The following is a 21,569-nucleotide window of genomic DNA, read 5'->3' on the forward strand; positions in this document are numbered from 1 at the left end:
CGTTCACGGCGCCGCCCCGGAGCGGGGGCCCTACGGCCGTTTCGCAGCCCGGGCCATCAGGCCTAGTGGGTTCCTCGCCCCCGCCGCCCCTTCCCGTCCCGACCCGGGGGCTCCGCCCCCCGTACCCCCGCTCCTCAAACGCCGGAGGGGCTGAATCTTCAGCCCGTCCGGCGTTTGAGGACGAGGCCCGAAGGGCCGAAAGGGGGGTCTGGGGGCGCAGCCCCCAGGGACGGGAACGGGAAGGGGCGGCGGGGGCGAAACCCGCCGTGCGGCGTCGCGCTCACGCCGTTCGGTTCAGCGTGCCCGCGTCCAGGCCGGGCCTGCGTCCGACGCCACGACTCGACGACCGGGACCGAGGGCGCAGCCGAAAAGGCAGGGACGGTCGAGACGGTCAGGAGCGGAAGTCGGCTGCGGGGGCGGCCGGGCCGCATCCGGCGAGCCGGTCGCATGGCCGCCGGGCGCGGGCACCGGGCCGGGCCGGGACAAGCCACAGCCCCGGCCGTCGACGAAGTCGGGGCCGGGGGCTGAGGTTGACGGGGGCGGCTACTGGCCCGGAGGACGGAGGCGGTCCTGGGCCTGGGTGGCGATGACCGCCGCCTGGATGCGGCGTTCGACGCCCAGCTTGGCCAGGAGGCGGGAGATGTGGTTCTTCACCGTCTTCTCGGCGAGGAACAGGCGCTGGCCGATCTGGCGGTTGGTCAGGCCCTCGCCGATCAGGGTGAGGATCTCGCGCTCACGGTCGGTGAGGCCGGGCAGCGCGTCCGGCTCCTCCTCCTGCTGCTGGTCGTGGCGCAGCCGGGCCATCAGCCGGGTGGTGGCGCTCGGGTCGAGCAGCGACTGCCCGGAGGCGACCGTGCGCACCGCCGACACCAGGTCGGAGCCCTGGATCTGCTTCAGCACATACCCCGACGCGCCCGCCATGATCGAGTCCAGCAGGGCCTCCTCGTCGTCGAAGGAGGTCAGCATCAGACAGGTCAGTTCCGGCATCCGGGACCTGAGCTCACGGCACACGGTGACGCCGTCGCCGTCCGGCAGCCGGACGTCGAGCACCGCCACATCGGGACGCAGCGCGGGGACGCGCACGAGGGCCTGCTCCACGGTGCCGGCCTCGCCGACCACGGTGATGTCGGGCTCGTCGTTCAGCAGGTCGTGCACACCGCGGCGTACCACCTCGTGGTCGTCCAGCAGGAAGACCCGGATCGGTCCCTCGGGGCCGGGCCTTTGGCCGTCCGCCATCAGAATGCTCCTCGTACGTCTCGTGGCTCCGCGCGTCTACCGCAAAACCCTCTCCCGTGGCGCGATTCTGCACGTCCGCGGGCCGAAGGGCCAGGGCCGTACGACCCTGATCGGCGCCTTTTCCTCCCCGCCCCGGGACCTCCGGGGCAGGACCTGTGGACGTATCCGGGCCCGTCAGGACCCACGGCCCCGGTGCCCGGGCCGGGCGGCCCCTGGGGGCTCGCCGGGGCCCGCGCCACCCTGGAATCGCTCACGGACGACGATCTAAGGAGCGGCACATGACCCTCAGGGACACCAGAACCCGTGCCTCCGCGACCGACGCCGTCCGCGTACGGGCGGAAGGCGACGTGGGCGAGGAAGCACTGGAGTACGTCCGCACCAAGGTTAACGCGGCCCTGGACCGTCCGGGCCTGCCCGTCGTGGACGGCGAGGTCCGGATCGTCCGGGCCACCGCGCACCACGCGGAATTCCCCTGGCGGGCCGGGGGCGAGTTCCGGGTGGGCAGCGACCTCCTGGTCGTGCACGCGCGCGAGGCCAGTGCCCATGAGCTCGGCGACCGGCTCCAGGACCGGCTGAAGGGCCGGCTGGAGCGCGTGGCCGACCGCAGGGAGACGGCCCGCAGGTCCGCCGCCCCGCCCCCGTGGCGCGGTGGCACGGCGGACGGGAAGCAGGTGTAGCGCGCGTCGTCCGAACAGTTCCGCCGTCAGGCAGGGGCGTCCCGGTGCGGGACGCCCCCGTCCCCGTGCAGGTGAGGAGGAAGGTGCCGTGAAACCGCACACCGTGGGCGAGGTGATGACCAGCGAGGTTGTCCTCGCCCACCGAAAGACGCCGTTCAAGGAGCTCGTCAGGCTGCTGGACCGGCACCGCATCAGCGGCGTACCGGTGATCGACGACGACGACAAGGTGGTCGGTGTGGTCTCCGGGACGGACCTGGTGCGGGCGCAGGCGATCCGCGCCCGCCGGCACCGGCCCGCCGCGTCCACCGCGGGCGCGCTGATGACGTCCCCGGCGATCACCGTGCACCCGGAGCAGGCCGTCTCCGACGCGGCCCGGGTGATGGAGCGGCACGGCATCGAGCGGCTGCCGGTGGTGGACGAGGAGGACCGCCTGATCGGCATCGCCACCCGGCGCGACCTGCTGCGGGTCTTTCTGCGCACCGACGGCGCGATCCGCGCCGAGGTGATCGAGGAGGTGCTGGTGACCCGGCTCGGGCTGGCGCCCGACGCGGTCGAGGTGTCGGTGCGGGACGGAATGGTCACGCTGGCGGGGACCGTGGAGCGCCGTGACGACATCCCGGCGGCGGTGCGCTCGGCATGGCAGGTCGAGGGGGTCGTGGGCGTGGTCAACGGCCTCAGGTTCCGCGTCGAGGACGACGCACGGGCGGCACAGGGGTGAGCCTCCGGCCGCCCGGCCGTGCCACCGGCGCCCGGCGCCCCGCTGGGCCGACCGGCCCTGGAGGAGGGACCATTGGTCCTTGGGGCGCCCAGGGGCCGGTACGACACTGAACTCGGGAGCGGCGCCGATCCCCCGCGGTGTCGCTCCCCCTGGCGTTCCGGCACCGTTCACCCGGCGTTCACGGCGGGTGTGCCGCGGAGGCCGGGAGCAGCGGCCCGCCACAGGGCCGTACGGCCCTTGCGTCACCGGCACCGGCACCCGTCCGGACGGCCGGACCGCACGCGCCGCGGAACACGTACCAGACGCAGAACCCGTACAAGACGCAGAACCCGTACAAGACGCACGAGCCACACCAGACGCACGAGCCCCTATCCGCCGCACCCAACACGGAAGCCCCATGGCCCTGGACCAAGCCCGGCCGCTGCTCGCCGCCGGCCCCCGCGCGAGCGTGGCGCTCGACAGTGCCGAGGCCCTGCGGCTGCTGGGCAGCGTCACGGTCGGGCGGATCGTCTTCACCCAGCACGCGCTGCCGACCGTCCGCCCGGTCAACCATGTCCTCGACGACGGCCACATCGTCCTGCGCACCCATGAGCGCGCGGCACTGACCTCACGCACCCGGCAGGCCGGGACGCCCGGGGTGGTCGTCGCCTACGAGGCCGACTCGATCGATCCGGCGGCCCATCTCGGCTGGAGCGTGGTGGTCACCGGCTTTGCCCAGCTGGTCACCGATCCCGGCGAACTCTCCCGCTACCAGGCCCTGTTGCGCCCGTGGGTGGACCGGACCATGGACTACGCGGTCCGTATCCGCCCCGATCTGGTCACCGGCATCCGCATCGTCCCCGCCGACGACTGACCCGACGGGGACGTGCGTGTGACGGGTGCGGTCCGCCGTCCGCCGCGGTACGGATCAGGGCTTGTCCGGCGGATCAAGTCGGAGGAAACCGGCGGTACCCGTCAACCCAGGTGAGCGGGGGTTGGTGCGTGCAGCTGCAAGGCGGAGGAGGGAGTCGACGCGGAGCGTCGGCGACCGAGGACAACGCCGCAGATGTGCGTGCCAACCCCCGCGTCTCCGGCATGATCCGCCGGACAAGCCCTAGTCGTGCGGGACGACGACGACCGGGGCCGCGGCGTTGCGCAGCACCTCGTGGGTGACGGGTCCGATCAGCGTGCCGACCAGGGCGGTGCCCCGGCTCCGGCGCCCCATGACGACCAGCGAGGCGCCCCGTGAGGCGTCCACCAGATGCGCGCCCGCCTGGCCGACCACGGCCTCCTTGACGACCTCGACACCGGGATACTTGGCGCGCCACGGTTCGAGCAGCGCCTCCAGCGTCTGCTGCCCGCGGGCCTCCAGTTCGTCCTGCTGCGCCTGGTCGGGGGTACCGGACCAGGCGGTGCCGTAGGGCGGCAGCCGCCAGCCGTGCACCACCTTGAGCACGGCGGCGCGGCGCGCGGCGGCCTCGAAGGCGAACCACAGGACGTCGTCGTGGGTCTGGTCGTACAGTTCGAGACCGACCACGACGTCCCGGTAGGGCGTGTTCTCGGAGGCGATCCCGGCGGCGTCCGGCTGATGCTCGTCCGCCGCCTCGGCCCCGGCGCGCACCAGGACGACGGGCCGCTCGGTCCTGCTCACCACGGTGGTGGCGAGGGAGCCGAGCAGATAGCCGGCGGCCCGGCCCAGGCCCCGGGAGCCGAGGACGAGGACGTCGGCGTTCCGCGCGGCGTCCAGGAGGGCCCCGGCGGGCCGGCCGGGCAGCCGCTCCGCGGTGACGCGCAGTCCGGGATGACGGTGGGCGAGGACGGTCTCCGCGTCGTGCAGCAGATGGGCGGCCCGGTCCGTCCCGGGCGGCGCCACGTCCTCGCCGCCGAACGGCACGTAGCTGGACGGCTGTTGTTCCCCGGCGTACACCACCCGCAGCGCGGCCGAGTGCAACACGGCTTCTCGGGCGGCCCAGTCGGCGGCGGCACGGCTCTCGGGGGAGCCGTCCAGACCGACGGTGACGGTGCGGGACATGAGCGGGCCTCCTTGCGATCTCTTTATTACTCTCCAGTTTCGACGCCTGAGGCAGGTAGGTCCACAGGTCCCTGTGTGAAGCCGATCGGCCCGAGGGTCCCGGCGCCGCTCAGCCCAAGGGGCGCCGGGGCCCCTACGGGGGCCGTCGCGGCCATGGTGTCGAGGTGCGCCTGGATGTATGGGACGGCGACGAGTTCGAGTTCGCCCTCCACGAACGCGGGGTGCACGTTGACCTCGAAGACCACGCCGCCGTTCTCGATGGCAAGGTCCACCCCGGCGAACGGCAGGCCCACGGAGGCGGTCGCGCGGACCGCGAGGTCGGCGAGGCGGGGCGGGAGGTCCTCGGGGGCGATGTGCAGGGGGGTGGCGCCGCGGCAGGTGTTGCAGGGGGTGTCGGGGCTGGGCTGGATGTGCTCGCGGGCGTGGACGATCCGGTCGCCGAGGACGAACACCCGGAACTGGTGGCGGTCGCCGTCGGCGGTGATGTTGCCCGCGTCGCGCGACAGCAGCCAGTCGGTGCCGTGGGCGGCGTAGAAGGCGGCGGCGCTCTCCAGGTGGGCGGAGGTGGTGAGGTGGAAGGTGTCGCTGCCGCCGGTGCCGACGACCGGGCGGGCCCAGGTGTCCCGGCCCAGCCGTTCGAAGGCGTCGGCCGCCTCCTCGGGGCTCGGGCGCGACAGCACGACGGTCTCCATCTGGGCGATGCCGTCGCGTTCGAAGCGCCGCACGGTGAGGTCCTTCTCCGTCGCGGTGCGCCAGGCGGCCGGGTCGGCGTGGAAGGACACCGTGCGATGGCCGTCGAGCTGCCGCTGGAATCCGGCGAGCGCGGCACGCCGGTGCGGCGGGATCTCGTACAGGACGACCGCGTCGGGGGTGAAGTCCAGCTCCTCCTCGGGGACTTGGAGGCGTAAGCGGTCGCCGTCCCGCGTACCGCGGCCGGTTCCGCCGGATGCGAAGTGCCGTGCGTCGATCCGTACGGGGGGCGTTCCGGTCAGCAGTTCCACGGCCTCGGCCAGATACTCGCGGCAGCCTTCGGGGGAGGTGGGATCGGCGATCAGGGCGAACACGGGTCGGAACATGGCGGCCTCCAGCGGTTCACGACGCACGCTGCCGCGCACACCCGGTGGCGCGGCCGAGCGGTCGTCCCAGGGATGAAGCCCGGCGTCGCACGTGCCGCCATCGGCAGCCGCCGCTGCGGCCGGGGCGCCACTGTAGGCGCACGGCGCCGTTCCCCGGCAGGGCGCACGCCCTGCGCCCCCTATGCACCCTGGCTTGCGCCGTGCCCTTCCGGGGCGGGCGGGACGAATGCTGCCGGGGTTATCGCCGCACCCCTGGGGGGGCTCCGCCCCCTGGACCCCCGTCGAGGAGGGTGCCCGCCGGGGCCTCGGGTCGCCTGACGGCGGGTGGGTGGTTCCTTCATGGGGCCCAGGCCCGCCTGTGGGGCCCCCGAGGGGGCTCTGCCCCCTGGACCCCCCGGGAGGATGCGTGGCCCGCCGGGGCCGTGGGTCGCCTGGCGACGGATGGGGGTCCTTTTGCCGGGCTCAGGTCTTCCCGCGCCACCCCGAGGGGGCTTCGTCCCTTGGACCCCGGAAGGGGTCCCTGAACCACAAGGGGCGCCGCCCCCGGGGAGGTTCCCTCGGTGGCGGCGCCGTGTCCTGCTGGTGTGGTGCGGGTGGGGTGATCAGATCAGCCAGCGGTTGCCCTTGACGAGCTGGGCCCAGAACTTGCCGAAGCCCCAGGTGGCGCCCGCGCCGACCGCCGCGAGGGCGATCATGATGAGGGCGTAGGCCACGTGGTAGTCGACGAGCGGGTTGGACGACATGCTCGGGCTGCCGTCGGCCAGGCTCTTCGCGGGCGGCCACTCGGCCATCCACATGAAGGCCATGAGCAGCGAGCCGGCCACGGCGGTGGGACGGAGCGCGATACCCAGGATCAGGCCGAGGCCGACACCGAGGAGGGCGAGCATGAACAGCGCGTCGCACCAGCCCGCGCCGGCCCAGTTGTGGAAGGTGTCCTTCATCGGACCGGCGGCCACACTGCTCAGGAAGCCCTTGGTCGGCGAGCCGCCGTTGATCCAGCTCTTGGCGGACTGGGTCGCGTAGCCGAGACCGAACGTCTTGTCCAGGAAGGCCCACAGGAAGACGAATCCGGTGACGATCCGCAGGACAGCGAGCACACGGCCGCGGGTCGTGGTCGATGCCGCCAGGTCCGTCTCGACAGCCTCGCCCCGGTTCAGGAACGAGAAGTGGAACCCGGTGTGGCCCTGTGATTGGTCGTGCACTGCCATGATGTCCATCCCCTCTGATGGAGTGTCATGCGGTTCGCGGACGACTCTTTGCGGAAGGCTTCGGGGCCTTCGGTCGAGCTGTCGTGCGTTGTCGTTGCGAATTCAATGTCTCGCTCCCAGAGCCTTTCTCAGATGGGCTGCACGGACCCGGACCACGGTCCGTTAGTCCCCTCCGGCGGGACCACTCGGGACCCCGCGTGAAAGCGCTCTCAGCCAGACGTGGGAACGAGAAGCACCGGGCAGTGCGAGCGGTGCAGCAGGGCGTGCGCGACAGGGCCGAGCCAGGGACCCGGACGGCCTCCGTGCCGGTGGACGCCGATCACCACGAGGGACGCCTCACGGGTGGCGTCGACCAGCAGCTGGGCCGGCGCCGAGCGCACCGTGCGCGCGTCGACGCCCACCTTGGGGTGGCGTTCCTGGAGCCGGGCCAGGCTGAAGCGGGGCACGGCGTCCTCGGAGCGGTCGTCCAGTGCCTCGCGCCGCTGACCGGGACTGGTCGCGGGCAGTACGGAAGGCAGCTCGGGGGTGTGGTGCCGCTGCCCGTGGGCGTGCAGCACCCGCAGCCAGACACCGCGCCGCTCCGCCTCGTCGAAGGCGTACGCCGCGGCCTCGGTGTCGTCGTCGCTCTCCAGACCGAGCAGCACCTCGCCCTTCTCCTCGCGCTGCGGGTCCCCGCGCACCACCAGCAGCGGGCTGTGCACGTCCGCGGCCACGCGCACACTGACCGAGCCGAGCACCATCCCGGTGAACCCCGCGAAGCCGCGCGTGCCGACCACGGTGAGGTCCGCGCCCTGGCTCTCCCGGACCAGCGCTTTCGCGGCTCCGTCCTGGACCGCCCTGGTGGTGACCGGGAGCAGCGGGTACCGGTCGTGGATCCGGGCGGCGGCCGACTCCAGGATGGGCGCCGCCTCGTCGTGGTCCGTCACGGCGTACACGACGCGCAGTTCGGCGCCCAGCCGCTCGGCCTCCGCAGCGGCGCGGTCCAGCGCGCGTACGGCGTTCAGCGAGCCGTCCACTCCGGCGACCACATGGTGCACAGTCATGTCCCGTTCCCTTCTGTGCCGTGCTCTTGTCGTGCGGCGTGAAGGGGCCACCGGGGCCATGGGTGCGCGCGGCGGCTCCGCGCACGATCGTGCTGCCCCGCCCGTACGGCGGGCAGGGTCCGCCTGCACTCCACGACCCGGCCGTAGGGCCCCTTCGTCGATGGGCCCTGTGGACCCGGGCGGGCGGCGACACCGCGGGGGCCGGCACAGGGGCGGGCGAGGAACGGGAGGGGCGCGAGGGCGGGGTACGGGGTGCGGGATACGGGCGCTATGGGGTTGTGCGGGGGCGGCGGCGGGTCCGGCCCCGGGCGGTTCAGCTCGGCAGGTTCACCCCGTACATCGTGCGTCCGGCGACCAGCTCCCGTCCGGTCACCAGTTCGGGCTCGATCCGCACGAACACCTCCCGCGGCGAGGGCGCCCAGGAGGCGGGGCCGCCGCGGGCGAGCCGCTCGTGCTCGTCGGGGTCGGCGACCACGGTGGCCGAGCCGGTGACGACCACGCTCCAGCCGGAGTGCACCGAGGCGTCGACCTCGTCCGCCTCGAAGGCGACGACCGCGCCGTCGATGGCGCGGACCAGTTCCGACTCGGCCGACGTGCGCAGCACCACGGCGCCGTCCACGTCGAGGCAGAAGTTGACCGGCAGCACCGCGGGCAGCGCCTGACGCGTGTGCACGATACGGCCGACCGGCACCTTCGCCAGCAGGCGGAGGCACTCCTGCTGCTCTAGTTCGCGGAATCCGTCATTGGGATACATCAGCCAGTCGTCTCTCAGCCAGTCGTCCGTCGCCGGGGCGTTGGGAAAAGGAGGTGCGCGTCCATCTTTCGCTGCTCCCCGCCGGGGTTCCAAGGGCCATCGGTCCCGAAAGTCCGGACAATAGGACTGCCGGTCCGGCACCGCGGGGCTGTCGTCCGGCTCAGACCCTGATCCGGCGGCCGGTGATGCGCAGGGGTTCGACACGCACCCACATGGAGCGGCGTCCGCCCGCCCAGGGTTCGCTGTAGGCCCGGTCGATCAGCCGGTGCACCTCGTCGGGGTCGGTCACAGCACGGGCGAGACCGCGCACCAGCACGCTCCAGCCCTGGCTGAACACGTCGTCGATACGGTCGATCTCGAAGGCCACCCGGCAGCCGTCGGCCTGCGCCGGGACCGTCCCGGGGGCGGTGCTGAAGACGATCCCGCCGTCGATGACGGTGTAGTTGACGGGCACGATCAGCGGGCCCTCGGCGGTGGGGACGGCGATCCGGCCGACACCGTGGGTGCCCAGCAGGGTGCGGCACTCCTGCACGCTGAGCTCGGTGAACTCGGGGTGACGTGCCGCCCGGCCCGGGCCGGGCGGCATATGGGTCTCCCCTCCGGTGAGCTCGGTGACGGTGGTGTGCAGCACCTCGGCCAGGCGGAGCAGGGTGCTGATGCCGGGTGCCGCGGCGGGATGCTCCTCCAGGTACTGGAGATATCCCGGGGCCATGCCCGCACGGGCCGCCGTCTCCCGCCGGGTGAGGCCGAGCTGGGCGCGGCGCTGGACGAGCCGACGGCCGAGGTCGCCCAGGGCGATGTCCTCGTGCGCGTTCGAAGGGGTCGGTGCTGTCATGTCCCGTCACTCCTTGTCATCACGCTGGTCGCGCCGCCCGGCCGCCCGGCCGTCGTGCGCCGGCTGTCCCGCTGTCGCTTCTACTTCAGGATTACCCCTTTCGACCTACTCGTCCCCTTGTTCTTCTCCGGCCTTGTCCGGTCTTCTCCGGCCTTCCCCGGCCCTGTCCGGCACCCTGTCCGTTCCCCTCAGCCGTCCCGGACCACGACGGCTTCGGGCCGCTCCGCGCCGAGTACGACCTTGATGGCGCCGGTGTCGGCGGCGCGGGCGAAGATGTCGTACGCCTCCTGCATCTCGTTCAGCGGGAAGGTGTGCGTGACGAGCGCGGAGACGGGCAGCCGGCCGGCCGCGGCCATCCGCAGCAGGGTGGGCGTCGAGTGGGTGTCCACCAGCCCGGTCGTGATCGTCACGTTCTTGATCCACAGTTCTTCGAGGTGCAGCGTGGCGGGCCTGCCGTGCACACCGACGTTGGCGACACGGCCACCGGGGCGCACCATGCGGGTGCACACCTCGAAGGTCTCCGGGAGGCCTACGGCCTCGATGACGACGTCCGCGCCGAGCCCGTCGGTGAGGTCGGCCACCAGTTGCTCGGGGGCCTCGGCCGCGTTCACCACGACATCGGCGCCGAGCCGCTTGGCCGCGTCGAGCCGGGCGTCGGCGAGGTCGACGGCGACGATGCGCTCCGGCGACAGCAGCCGGGCGGTGGCGATCGCGGCGAGCCCGACGGGTCCGGCGCCGACCACGACGACGGTGTCGCCGGGCCGCACCTGCCCGTTGAGGATGCCCACCTCGTAGGCGGTCGGGAAGATGTCGGCGAGGAGCACGGCCTCACGGGAGTCCAGCGTGCCGGGCAGCGCATGGACGGACAGGTCGGCGTAGGGGACGCGGACGAACTCGGCCTGGGTGCCGTCGATCAGATGCCCTAGGGCCCAGCCTCCGCCGCCGCGGCACTGGCCGTACATCCCCCTGCGGCAGTACGCGCAGCGGCCGCAGGCGGTGATGCAGGAGACCAGGACCCGGTCGCCGGGGCGTACGGTGCGGACATCGGGCCCGATGTCGACGATCTCGCCGACCGCCTCGTGGCCGAGCACCGTGCCGGGCGGCACCTCGGGCACGTCGCCCTTGAGGATGTGCAGATCGGTACCGCAGATCGTGACGGCGTCGACGCGGACGATCACGTCCGTCGTCTCCTGGACGCCGGGATCGGGGACGTCCTCCCAGGAGGACTCGCCCGGACCGTGGAAGACATAACCCTTCATGTCGATCCTCCCTCCTCGGCCACTCCCGGTGCCGGGGCCGGACCGGGGGAGACCGCAGGGTGTCGTACCGGGATTGCTCCGCAGGTCCAGCTTCTGCCCGGCGGACGGGGGCCGCTTGGGCCGATTGGGCCATTTCGCGCCCCCGTACGGGTCGTTATACCCCGGGAGCGGCCCGTCCGGCCCTGTCCGAACGGGTGCCACGGGGCCGTAAGGCCCTACCGGAGCCCGGCACCGACCGCTTGGCTGGCATGTCATGGCCGCTACCCACATCAGTCCTCCCCCGGGCCTCGCCGTGCGCTACGTCGCCGGTGCGACCGTGGTGGCGCTGCACGGTGAGATCGACCTGGACATGGCCCTGCCGCTGCGTGAGCGGCTCGACCTGCTGACCGCGGCGGACCGGCCCGAGGTGGTCGTGGACCTGAGCGGTGTCTCCTTCATCGACTGTTCGGGACTCGGTGTGCTGTGCCGGGCCCGCAACCGCGTCCTGGAGCGGGGCGGCAGCCTGCTGCTGGTGTCGGCGTGCCCCAAGTTCCGGCGGATCCTCGCGCAGGTGGGCCTCACAGAGCTGTTCGAGGTGCACCCGGATCTGAGCGGCGCGCTGGCGAGCACGGCGGACGCTGTTGCCGCCATGCAGGCCATGGAGGCCATGGAGGCCATGGAGGCCATGGAGGCCATAGAGGCCATGGACGCTGTCGACGCTGTGGACGCGGTCGTGCGCTGATCCGGCGCCCGCCGCCGCGGCTCACCTCACCGCGGGCATCGGCCTGAACCACCTGTACCGTCCGCCGTGGCGCTCGCCACGGCGGACGGCTACGAGTACTCGGGCCTCGCCTGCGGGACGGTGCCCACGGGGCGCCCGGGGCCCTCGATGCCGTAGCCGATGCGCAGCAGCATATGGGCGTGCCCGGGGCCGGCGGGCAGCGCGCCGCGCAGGTCGGGCCACTCGGTGGCGCGGTACAGCAGGCCGGTGCGCAGCCCGTGGGCGGTGGCGCGCAGCAGTACGTGCTCCAGGGCCTGTCCGGCGCGCAGCCAGTCGGTGTGCCGGTCGTTCCCGGTGGTGAGCAGGGCCAGCGGGCCGGTGGTGCTGCGGTCGGGTTCGGAGCGGGCGCGGCGCGGGCCCTCGGCGAGGACCCGGTCGCGGTGTCCGGCCTGCGCGTGCAGGCGCAGCAGCCGGACGCTCTCCTCGGCTCCGGGGAAGTCGAGGCGGGCGCCCTCCGTGCGGGCGGCCTCGGCGAGTTCGGCGCACAGTCCGTCCGGCAGGGGTGCCTCGGAGAGCGGCAGCTTGGTGGAGTGCCGGCGCCAGACGGCCTCGTAGAGGTCGCTGTGCCCGCCGTCCGCGGCCGGTTCGGTGCCGGGGCCGGGTTCGGTCGGGCGGACGGTGGCCAGCAGGTCGGGGTCCTCGGGGCTGGGCAGCAGCCGGACCACCGGGTGCCAGCCGAAGTGGGTCATCGCCACCCGGAGGTTGAGGACGCACGCGCCCGCGGAGAGGTGCAGATTGAGATCGGTGGTCTCAGGGCCCGGGGTCGCGCGTACCTGGAACGTCACCGTCTCCGGGTCCAGGCGGACCCGCCACGGCTGGGTGCCGTGGACCGCTGTGGCGGCGACCGCCGCGGACACACAGGTCTCCAGGGCTGTCGCGTCAAGACAGGTGACGTTGTTCATGATGCCCTCCAAGGCAGGGGGCCGGTTCGATACATCCGAGGGTGCGCGCCGGAAGTGATCGCGCGGAGGGGGCCGTTGGTCCTCCGCGGGGGCTCCGGTGGGGCATCCGCGGCAGGTCCCGGCGGCGATGCGGCGACCCGGTCCGGGGCTGAACGGCCCAACCTCAAGGGCGCCAGGGTCCCTGTCGGACCCCCGGTTCCGCCTCATCGGCCCATGCCGCCGCGGCGGGGCCGGTGACACCGTCGAGCCAGGAGCCAGGGGAGGTGCGGACCCATGAACGGCAGGCGTACGAAGAAGTGGCTGTGGCGTTGGCAGGCCAATCCGCTGCGCCGGCACGACGACGTCGTAGAGGCGTGGATCGTGCTGGTCGTGTGGGTGGTCGTGCTGGTGGGCGGCACCGCGATCGGCCTCGTCACCTCACGGGTCGCCGGCGACGTGTTCGCCCAGCAGCGTGCCGAGCGGCATACCGCGACCGCCGTCCTGGTGAACGACGTGCCGAGTACGGCGACGGCGGGCGGGACGAGCGCGCGGGTCATGTCCAAGGTCCGCTGGACGGCCCCCGACGGGACGTCCCGCACCGGCAAGTCCCTGGTGGTGAGCGGGCAGCAGGCCGGTGCCCGGGTGGAGGTCTGGCTGGACGCCTCGGGCACCCTGACCAATGAACCGCCGACTGCCACGGAGGCGTCGCTGGAGGCGGCGCTGCTGGGCTTCGCCGCGGGGGCGGCGCTGGCGGGCACCGTGTTCGGCGCGGGCGCGGTGGCCCGCTGGGAGCTCGACCGACGGCGCGTGGACGAGTGGGGCCGCGAATGGGACCTGGTCGGACCTCGCTGGGGCGGCCACAAGACCAGCTGACCCGCCACGACCGGCCCACCGGGCGTGCGGCCCCGGCCGTGAAGCTTCGCCGTGAGGCCCGGGCCATTCTGGTCCACGACCGGCCATTGATTTAGCCCGTCCGGCGTTTGAGGACGAGGCCCGAAGGGCCGACAAGGGGGGTCTGGGGGCGCAGCCCCCAGGGACGGGAACGGGAAGGGGCGGGGGGGGCGAAAACCGCACCTGCCCAGGGCGGCACGAGTGGGCGCTGGGGTCCCCCTCTGGGGGCGGCAACCAGCTGACACCGGCCCGGCAACAGCCCTCGCAGCAAGTACGCCCACCGGTGGGCAGGCGTTGAGCCACCCGCGCCCGCCTGGCCGCAGGCCGCGAAGGCCCGTGCCCCCGGAGTGGGTGCACGGGCCTTCTGCCGACCGGCGTCGGCAACGGTGTCAGGTCGGCAGGCCCGGGCGGACCAGGGTGCCTGCGCGGCCGCGGACGATGTCGTACGCGGCCTCCAGGGCGCCGATGGCGGCGAGGGCACCGGTGTGCTCCACGAAGCGTGCCGCCGCCTCCGCCTTCGGTCCCATCGACCCGTCGGGACAGCCGCTGTGCCGCAGCTCGTCGGGGGTGGTGTCGGTGAGCGGATGCTGGTCCGCGGTGCCGTACCCGGCGTAGACGCAGGGGACGTCGGTGAGGATCAGCAGGAAGTCCGCCTTGAGCTGCTCGGCGAGCAGGGCCGCGGCGAGGTCCTTGTCGACGGCCGCCTCCGCGCCGCCGAGCGCTCCGCTGTCGCGGTCGGCGGTGACGGGGACGCCGCCGCCCCCGGCGCAGACCACGAGCGTGTCGGCCTCCAGCAGGGCGTGGACGATGTCGCGCTCCACGAACCCCACCGGCTGCGGCGAGGGGACCACCCGCCGCCAGCCGGTGGTGTCCTCGGCGACCCGCCAGCCCCGTTCACGGGCCAGTTCCCACGCCGTGTCGCGGTCGTGGACCGGACCGACGAACTTCGTGGGCCGTACGAACGCCGGGTCGTCCTCCCGCACCAGTGTGTGGGTGACGAGCGCGGCGATCCTGCGGCCTGGCAGCGCGTCGTGCAGGGCGCGTACCAGCAGGGATCCGATCATGCCCTCGGTCTGGGCGGTGAGCAGGTCCAGCGGGTACGGCGCGCTGAGCACGGGGTCGGTGGCGCTCTCCGCGGCGAGCAGCCCGAGCTGCGGGCCGTTGCCGTGGGTGACGACCACGTCGTGCTCCTGGGCGAGCGCGGCGATCGCGTCGGCGACCTTCCCGATGTTGGCCGCCTGGACGTCGGCTTCGGGGCGCTCGCCCGGGTGCAGCAGCGCGTTGCCGCCGAGTGCGACGACGATGCGCACGTATCAGTCCTCGGCGAGCGTGGGCTCGGCGTCGGCGGGCGCGATGCCGGTCTCGCCGTACTCGTTCTGGCCGCGCTTGAGCCAGATGTACACCGGCAGGCCGAGGAGCAGGACGAACAGGCCGTAGTAGACGGTCTGGTAGCCGCTGCCCTGGATGGACCAGTAGGAGAACACCATGGCGAGCGCGGCGACGATCCCGTCCCGGATCAGGGTCCTGCGGTCGAGGCTGTCCTTGCCGCGGACGACCAGCCAGTAGAGCTGGGCGGCGGCGGAGAACAGATACGGGATGACGGCCGTGAGCACGCTCAGCAGCACGATCTTGGTGAAGACCTTGTCGAACTTGGTGTAGCTGAAGACGGTGATCAGGGAGGCCAGCACGGTGGAGGCGATGATGCCGAAGACGGGGACCCCGCTCTCGCCGCGCAGCCGGGCGAAGGCGGCCGGGAAGAGTCCGTCGCGGGCGGCGGCGTACGGCATCTCGGCGCACAGCATGGTCCAGCCGTTCAGGGCTCCGAGACCCGAGATGATCGCGGCGACGGCGACGATGTTGCCGGCCCAGCTGCCGCCGAAGATGTTGTTGGCGGCGTCGGTGAAGGGCGCGCTGGAGTCGCCGAGGGCGGAGTGCTTGACGTTCCCGAAGACCGCGATGGTGCCGAGGATGTAGATCACGGCGCAGATCAGGGTGCCGTAGATCGTGGCGCGCGGCACATTGCGCTCGGGGTCCTTGACGCGTCCGGCGACGATGGAGGCGGCTTCCAGGCCCAGGTAGCTGAAGAGGGCGATCGCGGAGGCGGCGGAGATGGCGCCGGTGGCGGACTGTCCGCTGGCGTTGAACTCGCCGAAGTTGCCGGAGTCTATGAACAGCAGGCCGAAGGTGGCCATGAAGATCAGCGGGATGAACTTGAGCACGGTCGTGACGACCTGGAAGAGGCCCATGTTCTTCACGCCGGTGAGGTTGATGGCCGCCGGGATCCAGAGGCCGACCAGGGCGATGATGATGGAGATCGACTTCTTCTGGTCGGTGTTGATGAAGACCTCGACATACCCGACCCAGGCCACCACGATCGCGGCGTTGCCGGCCCAGGCGGTGATCCAGTACGACCAGGCGTTGAGGAACCCGGCGAACTCGCCGAACGCCTGACGCGCGTAGACATAGGGGCCGCCGCTGGCGGGCACCCGCTTGGAGAGCGAGCCGAAGGTCACCGCGAGGGCGAGCGCGCCGATCGTGACGACGACGAACGCGACGATCGCGATCGGTCCGTACGGCGCGAGGGCCGACGGCAGGGCGAAGACACCGGTGCCGATGATGCTTCCGATCACCAGCGCCGACGCGGCGGGTAGTCCGAGGGCCGACGTCATTGTCGGCTTTTGGCCATCACGCCCCACTGTAGTGCTGGACATTCTGGGCTCCTTTGCGCAGGTCACCAAGGGTGGGTCGTTTCTGCTGCCGAGTTTTGTGTGCCCGGCGGTCGGCCGAGAGTAGCCGCTCGGCCCCCTCGGTGCCCAATGGTCCCCGCCAGCGGCGACCGGTCGGCCCTTCACCACCGTCGCACGGGCCACAGGACCGGCCCGACCGCTGCGGAGGTGACCTTCGCCGCAGGAGAGCAGATAATTTCGGGAGTGGGCCGCCGGGACCGCGGCTCAGCTCTCTGGCTTCCCCGGAGGTACAAATGAAGATGCTGATCAACGTCGCAGAGACCGTGGTCGCAGACGCGCTGCGGGGTATGGCGGCCGCACATCCCGGCCTGACCGTCGACGTGGAGAACCGGGTGATCGTACGGCGGGACGCGCCGGTGGCCGGAAAGGTCGCCCTCGTCTCCGGCGGCGGATCCGGGCACGAGCCGCTGCACGGCGGGTTCGTGGGCCCCGGGATGCTCTCCGCGGCCTGTCCCGGCGAGGTGTTCACCTCTCCCGTGCCCGACCAGATGCTGCGCGCGGCGATGGCCGTGAACAGCGGCGCCGGTGTGCTGTTCATCGTCAAGAACTACACGGGCGACGTCCTGAACTTCGACATGGCGGCCGAGCTCGCCGAGGACGAGGGTGTCCAGATCGCCAAGGTGCTCGTCAACGACGACGTCGCGGTCGTGGACAGCCTCTACACCGCCGGGCGGCGCGGCACGGGCGCCACGCTGTTCGTGGAGAAGATCGCCGGTGCCGCCGCCGACGAAGGGCAGCCGCTGGAGAACGTCCAGGCGGTCGCCAAGCAGGTCAACGAGAACTCCCGCAGCTTCGGCGTCGCCCTCACCGCGTGCAGCACCCCTGCCAAGGGCAGCCCGACCTTCGACCTGCCGGCCGGGGAACTGGAGCTGGGCATCGGCATCCACGGCGAACCGGGCCGGGAGCGGCGCGCGATGATGACCTCCGGTGAGATCGCCGACTTCGCGGTGCACGCGATCCTCGACGACATGACCCCGCGCAACCCCGTCCTCGTCCTCGTCAACGGCATGGGCGCGACCCCGCTGCTGGAGCTGTACGGCTTCAACGCCGAGGTGCAGCGGGTGCTCACCGAGCGCGGCGTCGCCGTGGCCCGCACGCTCGTCGGCAACTACGTCACCTCGCTCGACATGGCCGGTGCCTCGGTCACCGTGTGCCAGGTCGACGAGGAACTGCTGCGGCTGTGGGACGCGCCGGTCAGCACCCCCGGCCTGCGCTGGGGCATGTAAGCCGATGGCCAGGGTCTGTCGTTCGGATCAGGCCGCCGGATACCGACGGCGGCTGTCCGGTGCCGGGCAGCGGGATCTGGTGCATGCGGCTGCAAGGCGGAGGAAGGAGTCGACGCGATGGGGGTCCCCCCGCGCGAGCGCAGCCGAGCGTGGGGAGTCGGCGAGTGACGACCGAGTGACGACAACGCCGCAGACGTGCGTGCCAGACCCCGCGTCTGCGGCATGATCCAAACGACAGGCCTGGCGGTCAACCCACCCATCACGCAAGGAGATCCAGTGCTCGACGCCGACTTCTTCCGCCGTTGGATCGCGGCGGCCGCCGTGTCGGTCGACCGGGAGGCGGACCATCTCACCGCCCTCGACTCGGCCATCGGGGACGCCGACCACGGCAACAACATGCAGCGCGGCTTCAAAGCCGTGACGGCCGCGCTGGAGAGGGAGGCGCCCGAGACCCCGGGAGCGGTCCTCGTCCTCGTCGGCCGCACCCTCATATCGACGGTCGGCGGCGCGTCCGGGCCGCTCTACGGCACCCTGATGCGCCGGACGGGCAAGGCGCTCGGGGACGCGCCGGAGGTCAGCGAGGAGCAGCTGGCCGAGGCCCTGCGCGCGGGAGTGGACGGGGTCATGCAGCTGGGCGGGGCCGCACCCGGCGACAAGACCATGATCGACGCCCTCGTCCCGGCGGTGGACGCCCTCTCCGGCGGTTTCGGCACGGCCCGGACCGCCGCCGAGGAGGGCGCCCTGGCCACCGTCCCGCTCCAGGCCCGCAAGGGCAGGGCCAGCTACCTGGGCGAGCGCAGCATCGGCCACCAGGACCCCGGCGCCACCTCGTCGGCGCTGCTGATCGCGGGCCTCGAAGAGGCGGCGGGAGGCGGCGATGACTGACGACAAACTGGTCGGGATCGTCCTGGTCTCGCACAGCGCCGAGGTGGCCGTGTCGGTGGTTGCGCTGGCCAAGGCCCTGGCGGGCGGCGCCGAGTCGGTACCCATCGCCCCCGCGGGCGGCACCGAGGGCGGCGGCATGGGCACCAGCGCCGAGCTGATCGCCGCGGCGGCCGCGTCCGTGGACCGCGGCGCCGGGGTCGCCGTGCTGACCGACCTCGGCAGCGCGGTCCTCACGGTGAAGGCACTGCTCGCCGAGGGCGACGAGCTCCCCGAGGGCACCCGCCTGGTCGACGCCCCGTTCGTCGAGGGCGCGGTGGCGGCGGTCGTCACGGCGTCCACCGGCGCCGACCTGACGGCGGTGGAGGCGGCGGCGAAGGAGGCGTACGACTACCGGAAGGTGTGACGTGCCGGGGGCGTGACGCACCGGGAGGTGTGACGCCCTGGCGAAGGGGGCAGGTCCGGCCGTCCGGGCCTGCTCCCGTCAGGCGAGGCCCTCCGTCGCGAGGGTCAGAGCCTGCTGGACGGTCGCCGTCAGCAGGGCGTCCGCGGCGGGGGGGTCCGGGGGCGTGTGCCAGGCGTGGTGCTCCACCGCCGCCCGCAGGGCAGCGTTGAGCACGGCCGCCTGGACCGCGGGGCGCAGGTCGTCCGGGGGCAGGCCGGCGCGTTCGGCGAGGGCGCGGGCGAAGGCCGGTTCGGCCTCGTCGTAGGACTGGAGCCAGATCGCACGCAGTCCCGGTTCCGTGCGGGTGAGGCGGACCAGGTCGCCGACGGTGGCGTGGTCGGGGCCGTCCGTGAGGCGGTGGCCCGTCGGTACGCCGTCCTCGCCTTCCTGGCCTTCCTCGGTGTTCTCGGTGTTCTCGGTGTTCTCGGTGTTCTCGATGTCCTCGAATGCCTCCCTCAGCGGGCGGCCCGGCGGCCAGGCGCGCAGCCGCACGGCGATCGCCTCGATACCGGCCGAGAACAGCGGCCGTACGCAGCTCTCCTTGCTCGGGAAGTACCGCCACAGCGTGCGCGCCGAGATACCGGCCGCCTGCCCGATCTGCTCGCCCGTCGTCGCGGCCACGCCCTGCGCCACGAAGAGGTCCACCGCGGCGCGGGCGATCTCCAGCCGGATCTCGGCCTTGCGCTGCTCGGTGAGGGGCGGGCGTCCGGTGCGTCCGGTGCGTCCGCGGGGCGGGGTCATACGGCGCGTCCCTCCGGGTCGGGGTTGGTTCAGGCCGACCGCCGCCGACCGCCGCCAGCTGGGCTGCTGGGCTTCTGGGCGGCAGCGCGGCTCGCGGGCCGGGCAGCTGTTCACCGGGGATTCTCCCTCACGTATCTGCCCTGCCCGAATTTATGTCACTCGGCGACATTAAGTCGTGGTGTGGTGGCGCACAACGGGCCCAGGGCCCACCGGACTCGTACGGACAGACAGGAGCACGTCATGACCAGCGGTTTCGACGGACGCGGTGTCATCGTCACCGGGGCCGGTTCGGGCATCGGGCGCGCCGCCGCGGTGGCCTTCGCGGCGCAGGGCGCCCGGGTCGTCGTGGCCGACCTCAACGCCGACGGCGCGGCGGAGGCCGTCGAGGAGATCACCAAGGCGGGCGGCACCGCCGTCGCGGTCACCGGCGATCTGAGCGAGCAGGCCGTGGTCGACCGGGTCGTCGCGACGGCCGTCGAGCGGTTCGGCGGGGTCGACGTGCTGGTGAACAACGCCGGGATCATGGACCGGATGTCGGCCGTGGGCGAGACGAGCGACGCGGAGTGGGAGAGGGTGATCCGCGTCAATCTCACGGCTCCGTTCCTGCTCACCCGGGCGGTCCTGCCGCACATGCTGGCGGCCGGGCACGGCGCGATCGTCAACACGGCCTCCGAGGCGGGGCTGCGCGGCAGCGCGGCGGGCGCCGCCTACACGGCGTCGAAGCACGGTCTGATCGGCCTGACCAAGTCCCTCGCCGTGATGTACCGCAACCAGGGCATCCGCACCAACGCCATCGCACCGGGCGGCACGGTCACCGGGATCGTCCTCGACCTGGAGGAGGGCGCGCACGGACCGGCGACGCTCGGCGGCTACATGGGCAACGTGGGCCGTGCCTCCGAGCCGGAGGAGCAGGCGGCCGCGATCGTGTTCCTCGCCTCCGACGCGGCGAGCAACATCAACGGGGCGATCCTGCCGGTCGACAACGGCTGGGCGGCGGTCTGAACACCCGGGTGCCGCCGGTCCTGGGGCCCAGGGGAGGCTCAACCGGGGGTCTGAACCGGGGGTCTGAACCGGGGGGTCTGAACCGGGGGGTCTCAACTGCCCTGGGCGAAGAGCCGCGCCAGCCGCTCCCCCGTCGCCACGGCGGCGGCATGGTCCTCGATGGGCTTCACCACCGAATCCCGGAAAATGATGTAGGTGACGCCCGAGGCGGTGCCGCCGCCGCGAGGATCCGCACGGATGCCGAGGGCGGCGGCGGTGGCGTACGACGCCTCGCCGATGATGTCCGAGGGGCCCACGTCACCGACGACGGCGTACGTGACCAGGTCCCCGTGGACGACGGCGGCCACCGCACCGCCGTGGACGCCGTCGGCCCGGTGGTCCCAGAGGTCGCTGGGCGCGGGCACGACGATGTACGGCAGATGCTCGGGGTCGAGAGAGCGGCCGTCCGACTGGGTGTACGAGGTCGTCGGCGAGTACATCGGGTCGGTGGCGGCGTTGCAGTGCGCGCCGGAGCGTCCGTCGCAGTCGATGTCCAGATCCGTCGTCCAGAACACCGCGTCCGCGGTGCCGCAGACGGGGACGGTGGCCGGGGTGCCGTCGTCGGGGCGGAAGCGCCCGCGCGAGACGGGCGTGCAGTCACGCGTCCTGGCCAGCAGATCGGCGGCGGCCACCTGGCCCTCGCTCCAGGCCACCGGCCGCTGCGGGGCGGGGGTGGGCAACACGGCGGCGGGCAGCAGGGCCGGGGTGAGCAGGACGACGCCGGCGGCCATCGTCAGCGGCAGGGCACGCACGATGTGGGGGCCTTCCCTGGGGGACACGGGGACGCGCGCGGCGGCACCGGGAGGTGGCCCGTGCGGCGCGCGGATGTTCGGAGTTCTCGGGCTGACACTCGGCCCAATCTGGTCCGGGTCCGCCGAGGCGGCCACCGCAGGGGGGCCGGACGGTGCACGTGCGCTCCGCTGGGTTCGCCGCGATGTGTCGTCTGCCGTTTGTCGTCTGCGGCAGCGTCGTGGCTGGTCGCGCAGTTCCCCGCGCCCCTTCGGGGCGCTGCCGGACGGCCAGGCTCTACCAGGACCCGGGGTCGTCCGACCGTGGCCGGGAGCCCGGGCCCGTTTCGGGCCCGAGCTGTCCCGGTCGCCCGCAGCGGCGCGGGATCAGCGACGACAGCGGCCCGCGC

22 protein-coding genes are annotated in these 21,569 nt (G+C 72.9%); 9 read left to right on the forward strand and 13 right to left on the reverse strand.

Annotation, left to right across the window (positions count from 1 at the left end; translation table 11 throughout):
• Positions 1-543: 543 nt before the first annotated feature.
• Positions 544-1,236 carry a response regulator gene (locus ACSYGN_RS39760; RefSeq protein WP_460405467.1) on the reverse strand — a complete coding sequence of 231 codons (693 nt, stop codon included), beginning with the start codon at positions 1,234-1,236 and terminating at the stop codon, positions 544-546.
• Between the two features lie 278 nt (positions 1,237-1,514).
• Between ACSYGN_RS39760 and ACSYGN_RS39765 the strand changes: the two genes are divergently transcribed.
• The 3 genes from ACSYGN_RS39765 to ACSYGN_RS39775 all read left to right on the forward strand — a co-directional run bounded on the left by ACSYGN_RS39765 (position 1,515) and on the right by ACSYGN_RS39775 (position 3,484).
• Positions 1,515-1,913, forward strand: a complete 399-nt coding sequence (locus tag ACSYGN_RS39765; protein ID WP_460405469.1) for a hypothetical protein — start codon at positions 1,515-1,517, stop codon at positions 1,911-1,913.
• A gap of 88 nt (positions 1,914-2,001) precedes the next feature.
• Positions 2,002-2,631: a CBS domain-containing protein gene (locus ACSYGN_RS39770; protein WP_460405471.1), complete on the forward strand. Its 630-nt coding sequence runs from the start codon at positions 2,002-2,004 to the stop codon at positions 2,629-2,631.
• 397 nt (positions 2,632-3,028) lie between these two features.
• Positions 3,029-3,484, forward strand: a complete 456-nt coding sequence (locus tag ACSYGN_RS39775) for a pyridoxamine 5'-phosphate oxidase family protein (protein WP_460405473.1) — start codon at positions 3,029-3,031, stop codon at positions 3,482-3,484.
• Positions 3,485-3,724: 240 nt separating this feature from the next.
• Here ACSYGN_RS39775 and ACSYGN_RS39780 read toward each other — a convergent pair whose 3' ends face one another.
• The 7 genes from ACSYGN_RS39780 to ACSYGN_RS39810 all read right to left on the reverse strand — a co-directional run bounded on the left by ACSYGN_RS39780 (position 3,725) and on the right by ACSYGN_RS39810 (position 10,817).
• Positions 3,725-4,642 carry a universal stress protein gene (locus ACSYGN_RS39780; protein WP_460405475.1) on the reverse strand — a complete coding sequence of 306 codons (918 nt, stop codon included), beginning with the start codon at positions 4,640-4,642 and terminating at the stop codon, positions 3,725-3,727.
• A gap of 26 nt (positions 4,643-4,668) precedes the next feature.
• Positions 4,669-5,718 carry an ATP-grasp domain-containing protein gene (locus tag ACSYGN_RS39785; RefSeq protein ID WP_460405477.1) on the reverse strand — a complete coding sequence of 350 codons (1,050 nt, stop codon included), beginning with the start codon at positions 5,716-5,718 and terminating at the stop codon, positions 4,669-4,671.
• A 602-nt stretch (positions 5,719-6,320) separates the two neighbouring features.
• A complete protein-coding gene (locus tag ACSYGN_RS39790; protein WP_460405479.1) occupies positions 6,321-6,926 on the reverse strand; it encodes a hypothetical protein in 606 nt (201 codons plus the stop codon).
• A 209-nt stretch (positions 6,927-7,135) separates the two neighbouring features.
• Positions 7,136-7,969, reverse strand: coding sequence for a universal stress protein (locus ACSYGN_RS39795; protein WP_460405481.1), 834 nt, complete (start codon positions 7,967-7,969; stop codon positions 7,136-7,138).
• A 313-nt stretch (positions 7,970-8,282) separates the two neighbouring features.
• Positions 8,283-8,723, reverse strand: coding sequence for a pyridoxamine 5'-phosphate oxidase family protein (locus ACSYGN_RS39800; protein WP_460405483.1), 441 nt, complete (start codon positions 8,721-8,723; stop codon positions 8,283-8,285).
• Between the two features lie 160 nt (positions 8,724-8,883).
• Positions 8,884-9,558 (reverse strand): helix-turn-helix domain-containing protein, encoded by a 675-nt coding sequence (locus ACSYGN_RS39805; RefSeq protein ID WP_460405485.1) that lies wholly within the window; start codon positions 9,556-9,558, stop codon positions 8,884-8,886.
• A gap of 188 nt (positions 9,559-9,746) precedes the next feature.
• Positions 9,747-10,817: a zinc-dependent alcohol dehydrogenase family protein gene (locus tag ACSYGN_RS39810; RefSeq protein WP_460405487.1), complete on the reverse strand. Its 1,071-nt coding sequence runs from the start codon at positions 10,815-10,817 to the stop codon at positions 9,747-9,749.
• Positions 10,818-11,070: 253 nt separating this feature from the next.
• Between ACSYGN_RS39810 and ACSYGN_RS39815 the strand changes: the two genes are divergently transcribed.
• Positions 11,071-11,538, forward strand: coding sequence for an STAS domain-containing protein (locus ACSYGN_RS39815; protein ID WP_460405489.1), 468 nt, complete (start codon positions 11,071-11,073; stop codon positions 11,536-11,538).
• An 89-nt stretch (positions 11,539-11,627) separates the two neighbouring features.
• On the opposite strand, the gene ACSYGN_RS39820 is transcribed toward ACSYGN_RS39815, so the two are convergent.
• On the reverse strand, positions 11,628-12,479 hold the full coding sequence (locus ACSYGN_RS39820) for a hypothetical protein (RefSeq protein ID WP_460405491.1): 852 nt from the start codon (positions 12,477-12,479) through the stop codon (positions 11,628-11,630).
• A 273-nt stretch (positions 12,480-12,752) separates the two neighbouring features.
• Between ACSYGN_RS39820 and ACSYGN_RS39825 the strand changes: the two genes are divergently transcribed.
• Entirely contained in the window at positions 12,753-13,331 is a 579-nt protein-coding gene (locus ACSYGN_RS39825; RefSeq protein WP_460405493.1) for an Rv1733c family protein, read from the forward strand.
• Between the two features lie 407 nt (positions 13,332-13,738).
• On the opposite strand, the gene ACSYGN_RS39830 is transcribed toward ACSYGN_RS39825, so the two are convergent.
• Both ACSYGN_RS39830 and ACSYGN_RS39835 read right to left on the reverse strand, forming a co-directional pair.
• On the reverse strand, positions 13,739-14,659 hold the full coding sequence (locus tag ACSYGN_RS39830; protein ID WP_460405495.1) for a carbamate kinase: 921 nt from the start codon (positions 14,657-14,659) through the stop codon (positions 13,739-13,741).
• Between the two features lie 3 nt (positions 14,660-14,662).
• Positions 14,663-15,979: an amino acid permease gene (locus ACSYGN_RS39835; RefSeq protein ID WP_460405812.1), complete on the reverse strand. Its 1,317-nt coding sequence runs from the start codon at positions 15,977-15,979 to the stop codon at positions 14,663-14,665.
• A 350-nt stretch (positions 15,980-16,329) separates the two neighbouring features.
• Here ACSYGN_RS39835 and dhaK point away from each other — a divergent pair, with 350 nt between their 5' ends.
• The 3 genes from dhaK to ACSYGN_RS39850 all read left to right on the forward strand — a co-directional run bounded on the left by dhaK (position 16,330) and on the right by ACSYGN_RS39850 (position 18,610).
• Positions 16,330-17,322 (forward strand): dihydroxyacetone kinase subunit DhaK, encoded by a 993-nt coding sequence (dhaK, locus tag ACSYGN_RS39840; RefSeq protein WP_460405497.1) that lies wholly within the window; start codon positions 16,330-16,332, stop codon positions 17,320-17,322.
• A gap of 276 nt (positions 17,323-17,598) precedes the next feature.
• On the forward strand, positions 17,599-18,207 hold the full coding sequence (gene dhaL, locus ACSYGN_RS39845; RefSeq protein ID WP_460405499.1) for a dihydroxyacetone kinase subunit DhaL: 609 nt from the start codon (positions 17,599-17,601) through the stop codon (positions 18,205-18,207).
• A complete protein-coding gene (locus ACSYGN_RS39850) occupies positions 18,200-18,610 on the forward strand; it encodes a PTS-dependent dihydroxyacetone kinase phosphotransferase subunit DhaM (RefSeq protein WP_460405501.1) in 411 nt (136 codons plus the stop codon). Before dhaL ends, ACSYGN_RS39850 begins: the two co-directional genes overlap by 8 nt.
• Before the next feature lie 78 nt (positions 18,611-18,688).
• Here ACSYGN_RS39850 and ACSYGN_RS39855 read toward each other — a convergent pair whose 3' ends face one another.
• Complete coding sequence (locus ACSYGN_RS39855) at positions 18,689-19,390, reverse strand: TetR/AcrR family transcriptional regulator (RefSeq protein WP_460405503.1); 702 nt, start codon at positions 19,388-19,390, stop codon at positions 18,689-18,691.
• 240 nt (positions 19,391-19,630) lie between these two features.
• On the opposite strand from ACSYGN_RS39855, the gene ACSYGN_RS39860 reads away from it, so the two are divergent.
• Complete coding sequence (locus ACSYGN_RS39860) at positions 19,631-20,392, forward strand: SDR family NAD(P)-dependent oxidoreductase (RefSeq protein WP_460405505.1); 762 nt, start codon at positions 19,631-19,633, stop codon at positions 20,390-20,392.
• Between the two features lie 92 nt (positions 20,393-20,484).
• On the opposite strand, the gene ACSYGN_RS39865 is transcribed toward ACSYGN_RS39860, so the two are convergent.
• Positions 20,485-21,183, reverse strand: coding sequence for a glycoside hydrolase family 75 protein (locus ACSYGN_RS39865; protein WP_460405507.1), 699 nt, complete (start codon positions 21,181-21,183; stop codon positions 20,485-20,487).
• Positions 21,184-21,569 lie beyond the last annotated feature (386 nt).

This window comes from Streptomyces sp. YIM S03343, from assembly GCF_054729195.1.

Excerpts from the sequence above, each read along its gene's own strand:
- ACSYGN_RS39760 (WP_460405467.1), bottom strand. The coding sequence starts at position 1,236 with ATGGCGGACGGCCAAAGGCCCGGCCCCGAGGGACCGATCCGGGTCTTC.
- ACSYGN_RS39765 (WP_460405469.1), top strand. The coding sequence starts at position 1,515 with ATGACCCTCAGGGACACCAGAACCCGTGCCTCCGCGACCGACGCCGTC.
- ACSYGN_RS39775 (WP_460405473.1), top strand. The coding sequence starts at position 3,029 with ATGGCCCTGGACCAAGCCCGGCCGCTGCTCGCCGCCGGCCCCCGCGCG.
- ACSYGN_RS39780 (WP_460405475.1), bottom strand. The coding sequence starts at position 4,642 with ATGTCCCGCACCGTCACCGTCGGTCTGGACGGCTCCCCCGAGAGCCGT.
- ACSYGN_RS39785 (WP_460405477.1), bottom strand. The coding sequence starts at position 5,718 with ATGTTCCGACCCGTGTTCGCCCTGATCGCCGATCCCACCTCCCCCGAA.
- ACSYGN_RS39790 (WP_460405479.1), bottom strand. The coding sequence starts at position 6,926 with ATGGCAGTGCACGACCAATCACAGGGCCACACCGGGTTCCACTTCTCG.
- ACSYGN_RS39795 (WP_460405481.1), bottom strand. The coding sequence starts at position 7,969 with ATGACTGTGCACCATGTGGTCGCCGGAGTGGACGGCTCGCTGAACGCC.
- ACSYGN_RS39800 (WP_460405483.1), bottom strand. The coding sequence starts at position 8,723 with ATGTATCCCAATGACGGATTCCGCGAACTAGAGCAGCAGGAGTGCCTC.
- ACSYGN_RS39805 (WP_460405485.1), bottom strand. The coding sequence starts at position 9,558 with ATGACAGCACCGACCCCTTCGAACGCGCACGAGGACATCGCCCTGGGC.
- ACSYGN_RS39810 (WP_460405487.1), bottom strand. The coding sequence starts at position 10,817 with ATGAAGGGTTATGTCTTCCACGGTCCGGGCGAGTCCTCCTGGGAGGAC.
- ACSYGN_RS39815 (WP_460405489.1), top strand. The coding sequence starts at position 11,071 with ATGGCCGCTACCCACATCAGTCCTCCCCCGGGCCTCGCCGTGCGCTAC.
- ACSYGN_RS39820 (WP_460405491.1), bottom strand. The coding sequence starts at position 12,479 with ATGAACAACGTCACCTGTCTTGACGCGACAGCCCTGGAGACCTGTGTG.
- ACSYGN_RS39825 (WP_460405493.1), top strand. The coding sequence starts at position 12,753 with ATGAACGGCAGGCGTACGAAGAAGTGGCTGTGGCGTTGGCAGGCCAAT.
- dhaK (WP_460405497.1), top strand. The coding sequence starts at position 16,330 with ATGAAGATGCTGATCAACGTCGCAGAGACCGTGGTCGCAGACGCGCTG.
- ACSYGN_RS39850 (WP_460405501.1), top strand. The coding sequence starts at position 18,200 with ATGACTGACGACAAACTGGTCGGGATCGTCCTGGTCTCGCACAGCGCC.
- ACSYGN_RS39855 (WP_460405503.1), bottom strand. The coding sequence starts at position 19,390 with ATGACCCCGCCCCGCGGACGCACCGGACGCACCGGACGCCCGCCCCTC.
- ACSYGN_RS39860 (WP_460405505.1), top strand. The coding sequence starts at position 19,631 with ATGACCAGCGGTTTCGACGGACGCGGTGTCATCGTCACCGGGGCCGGT.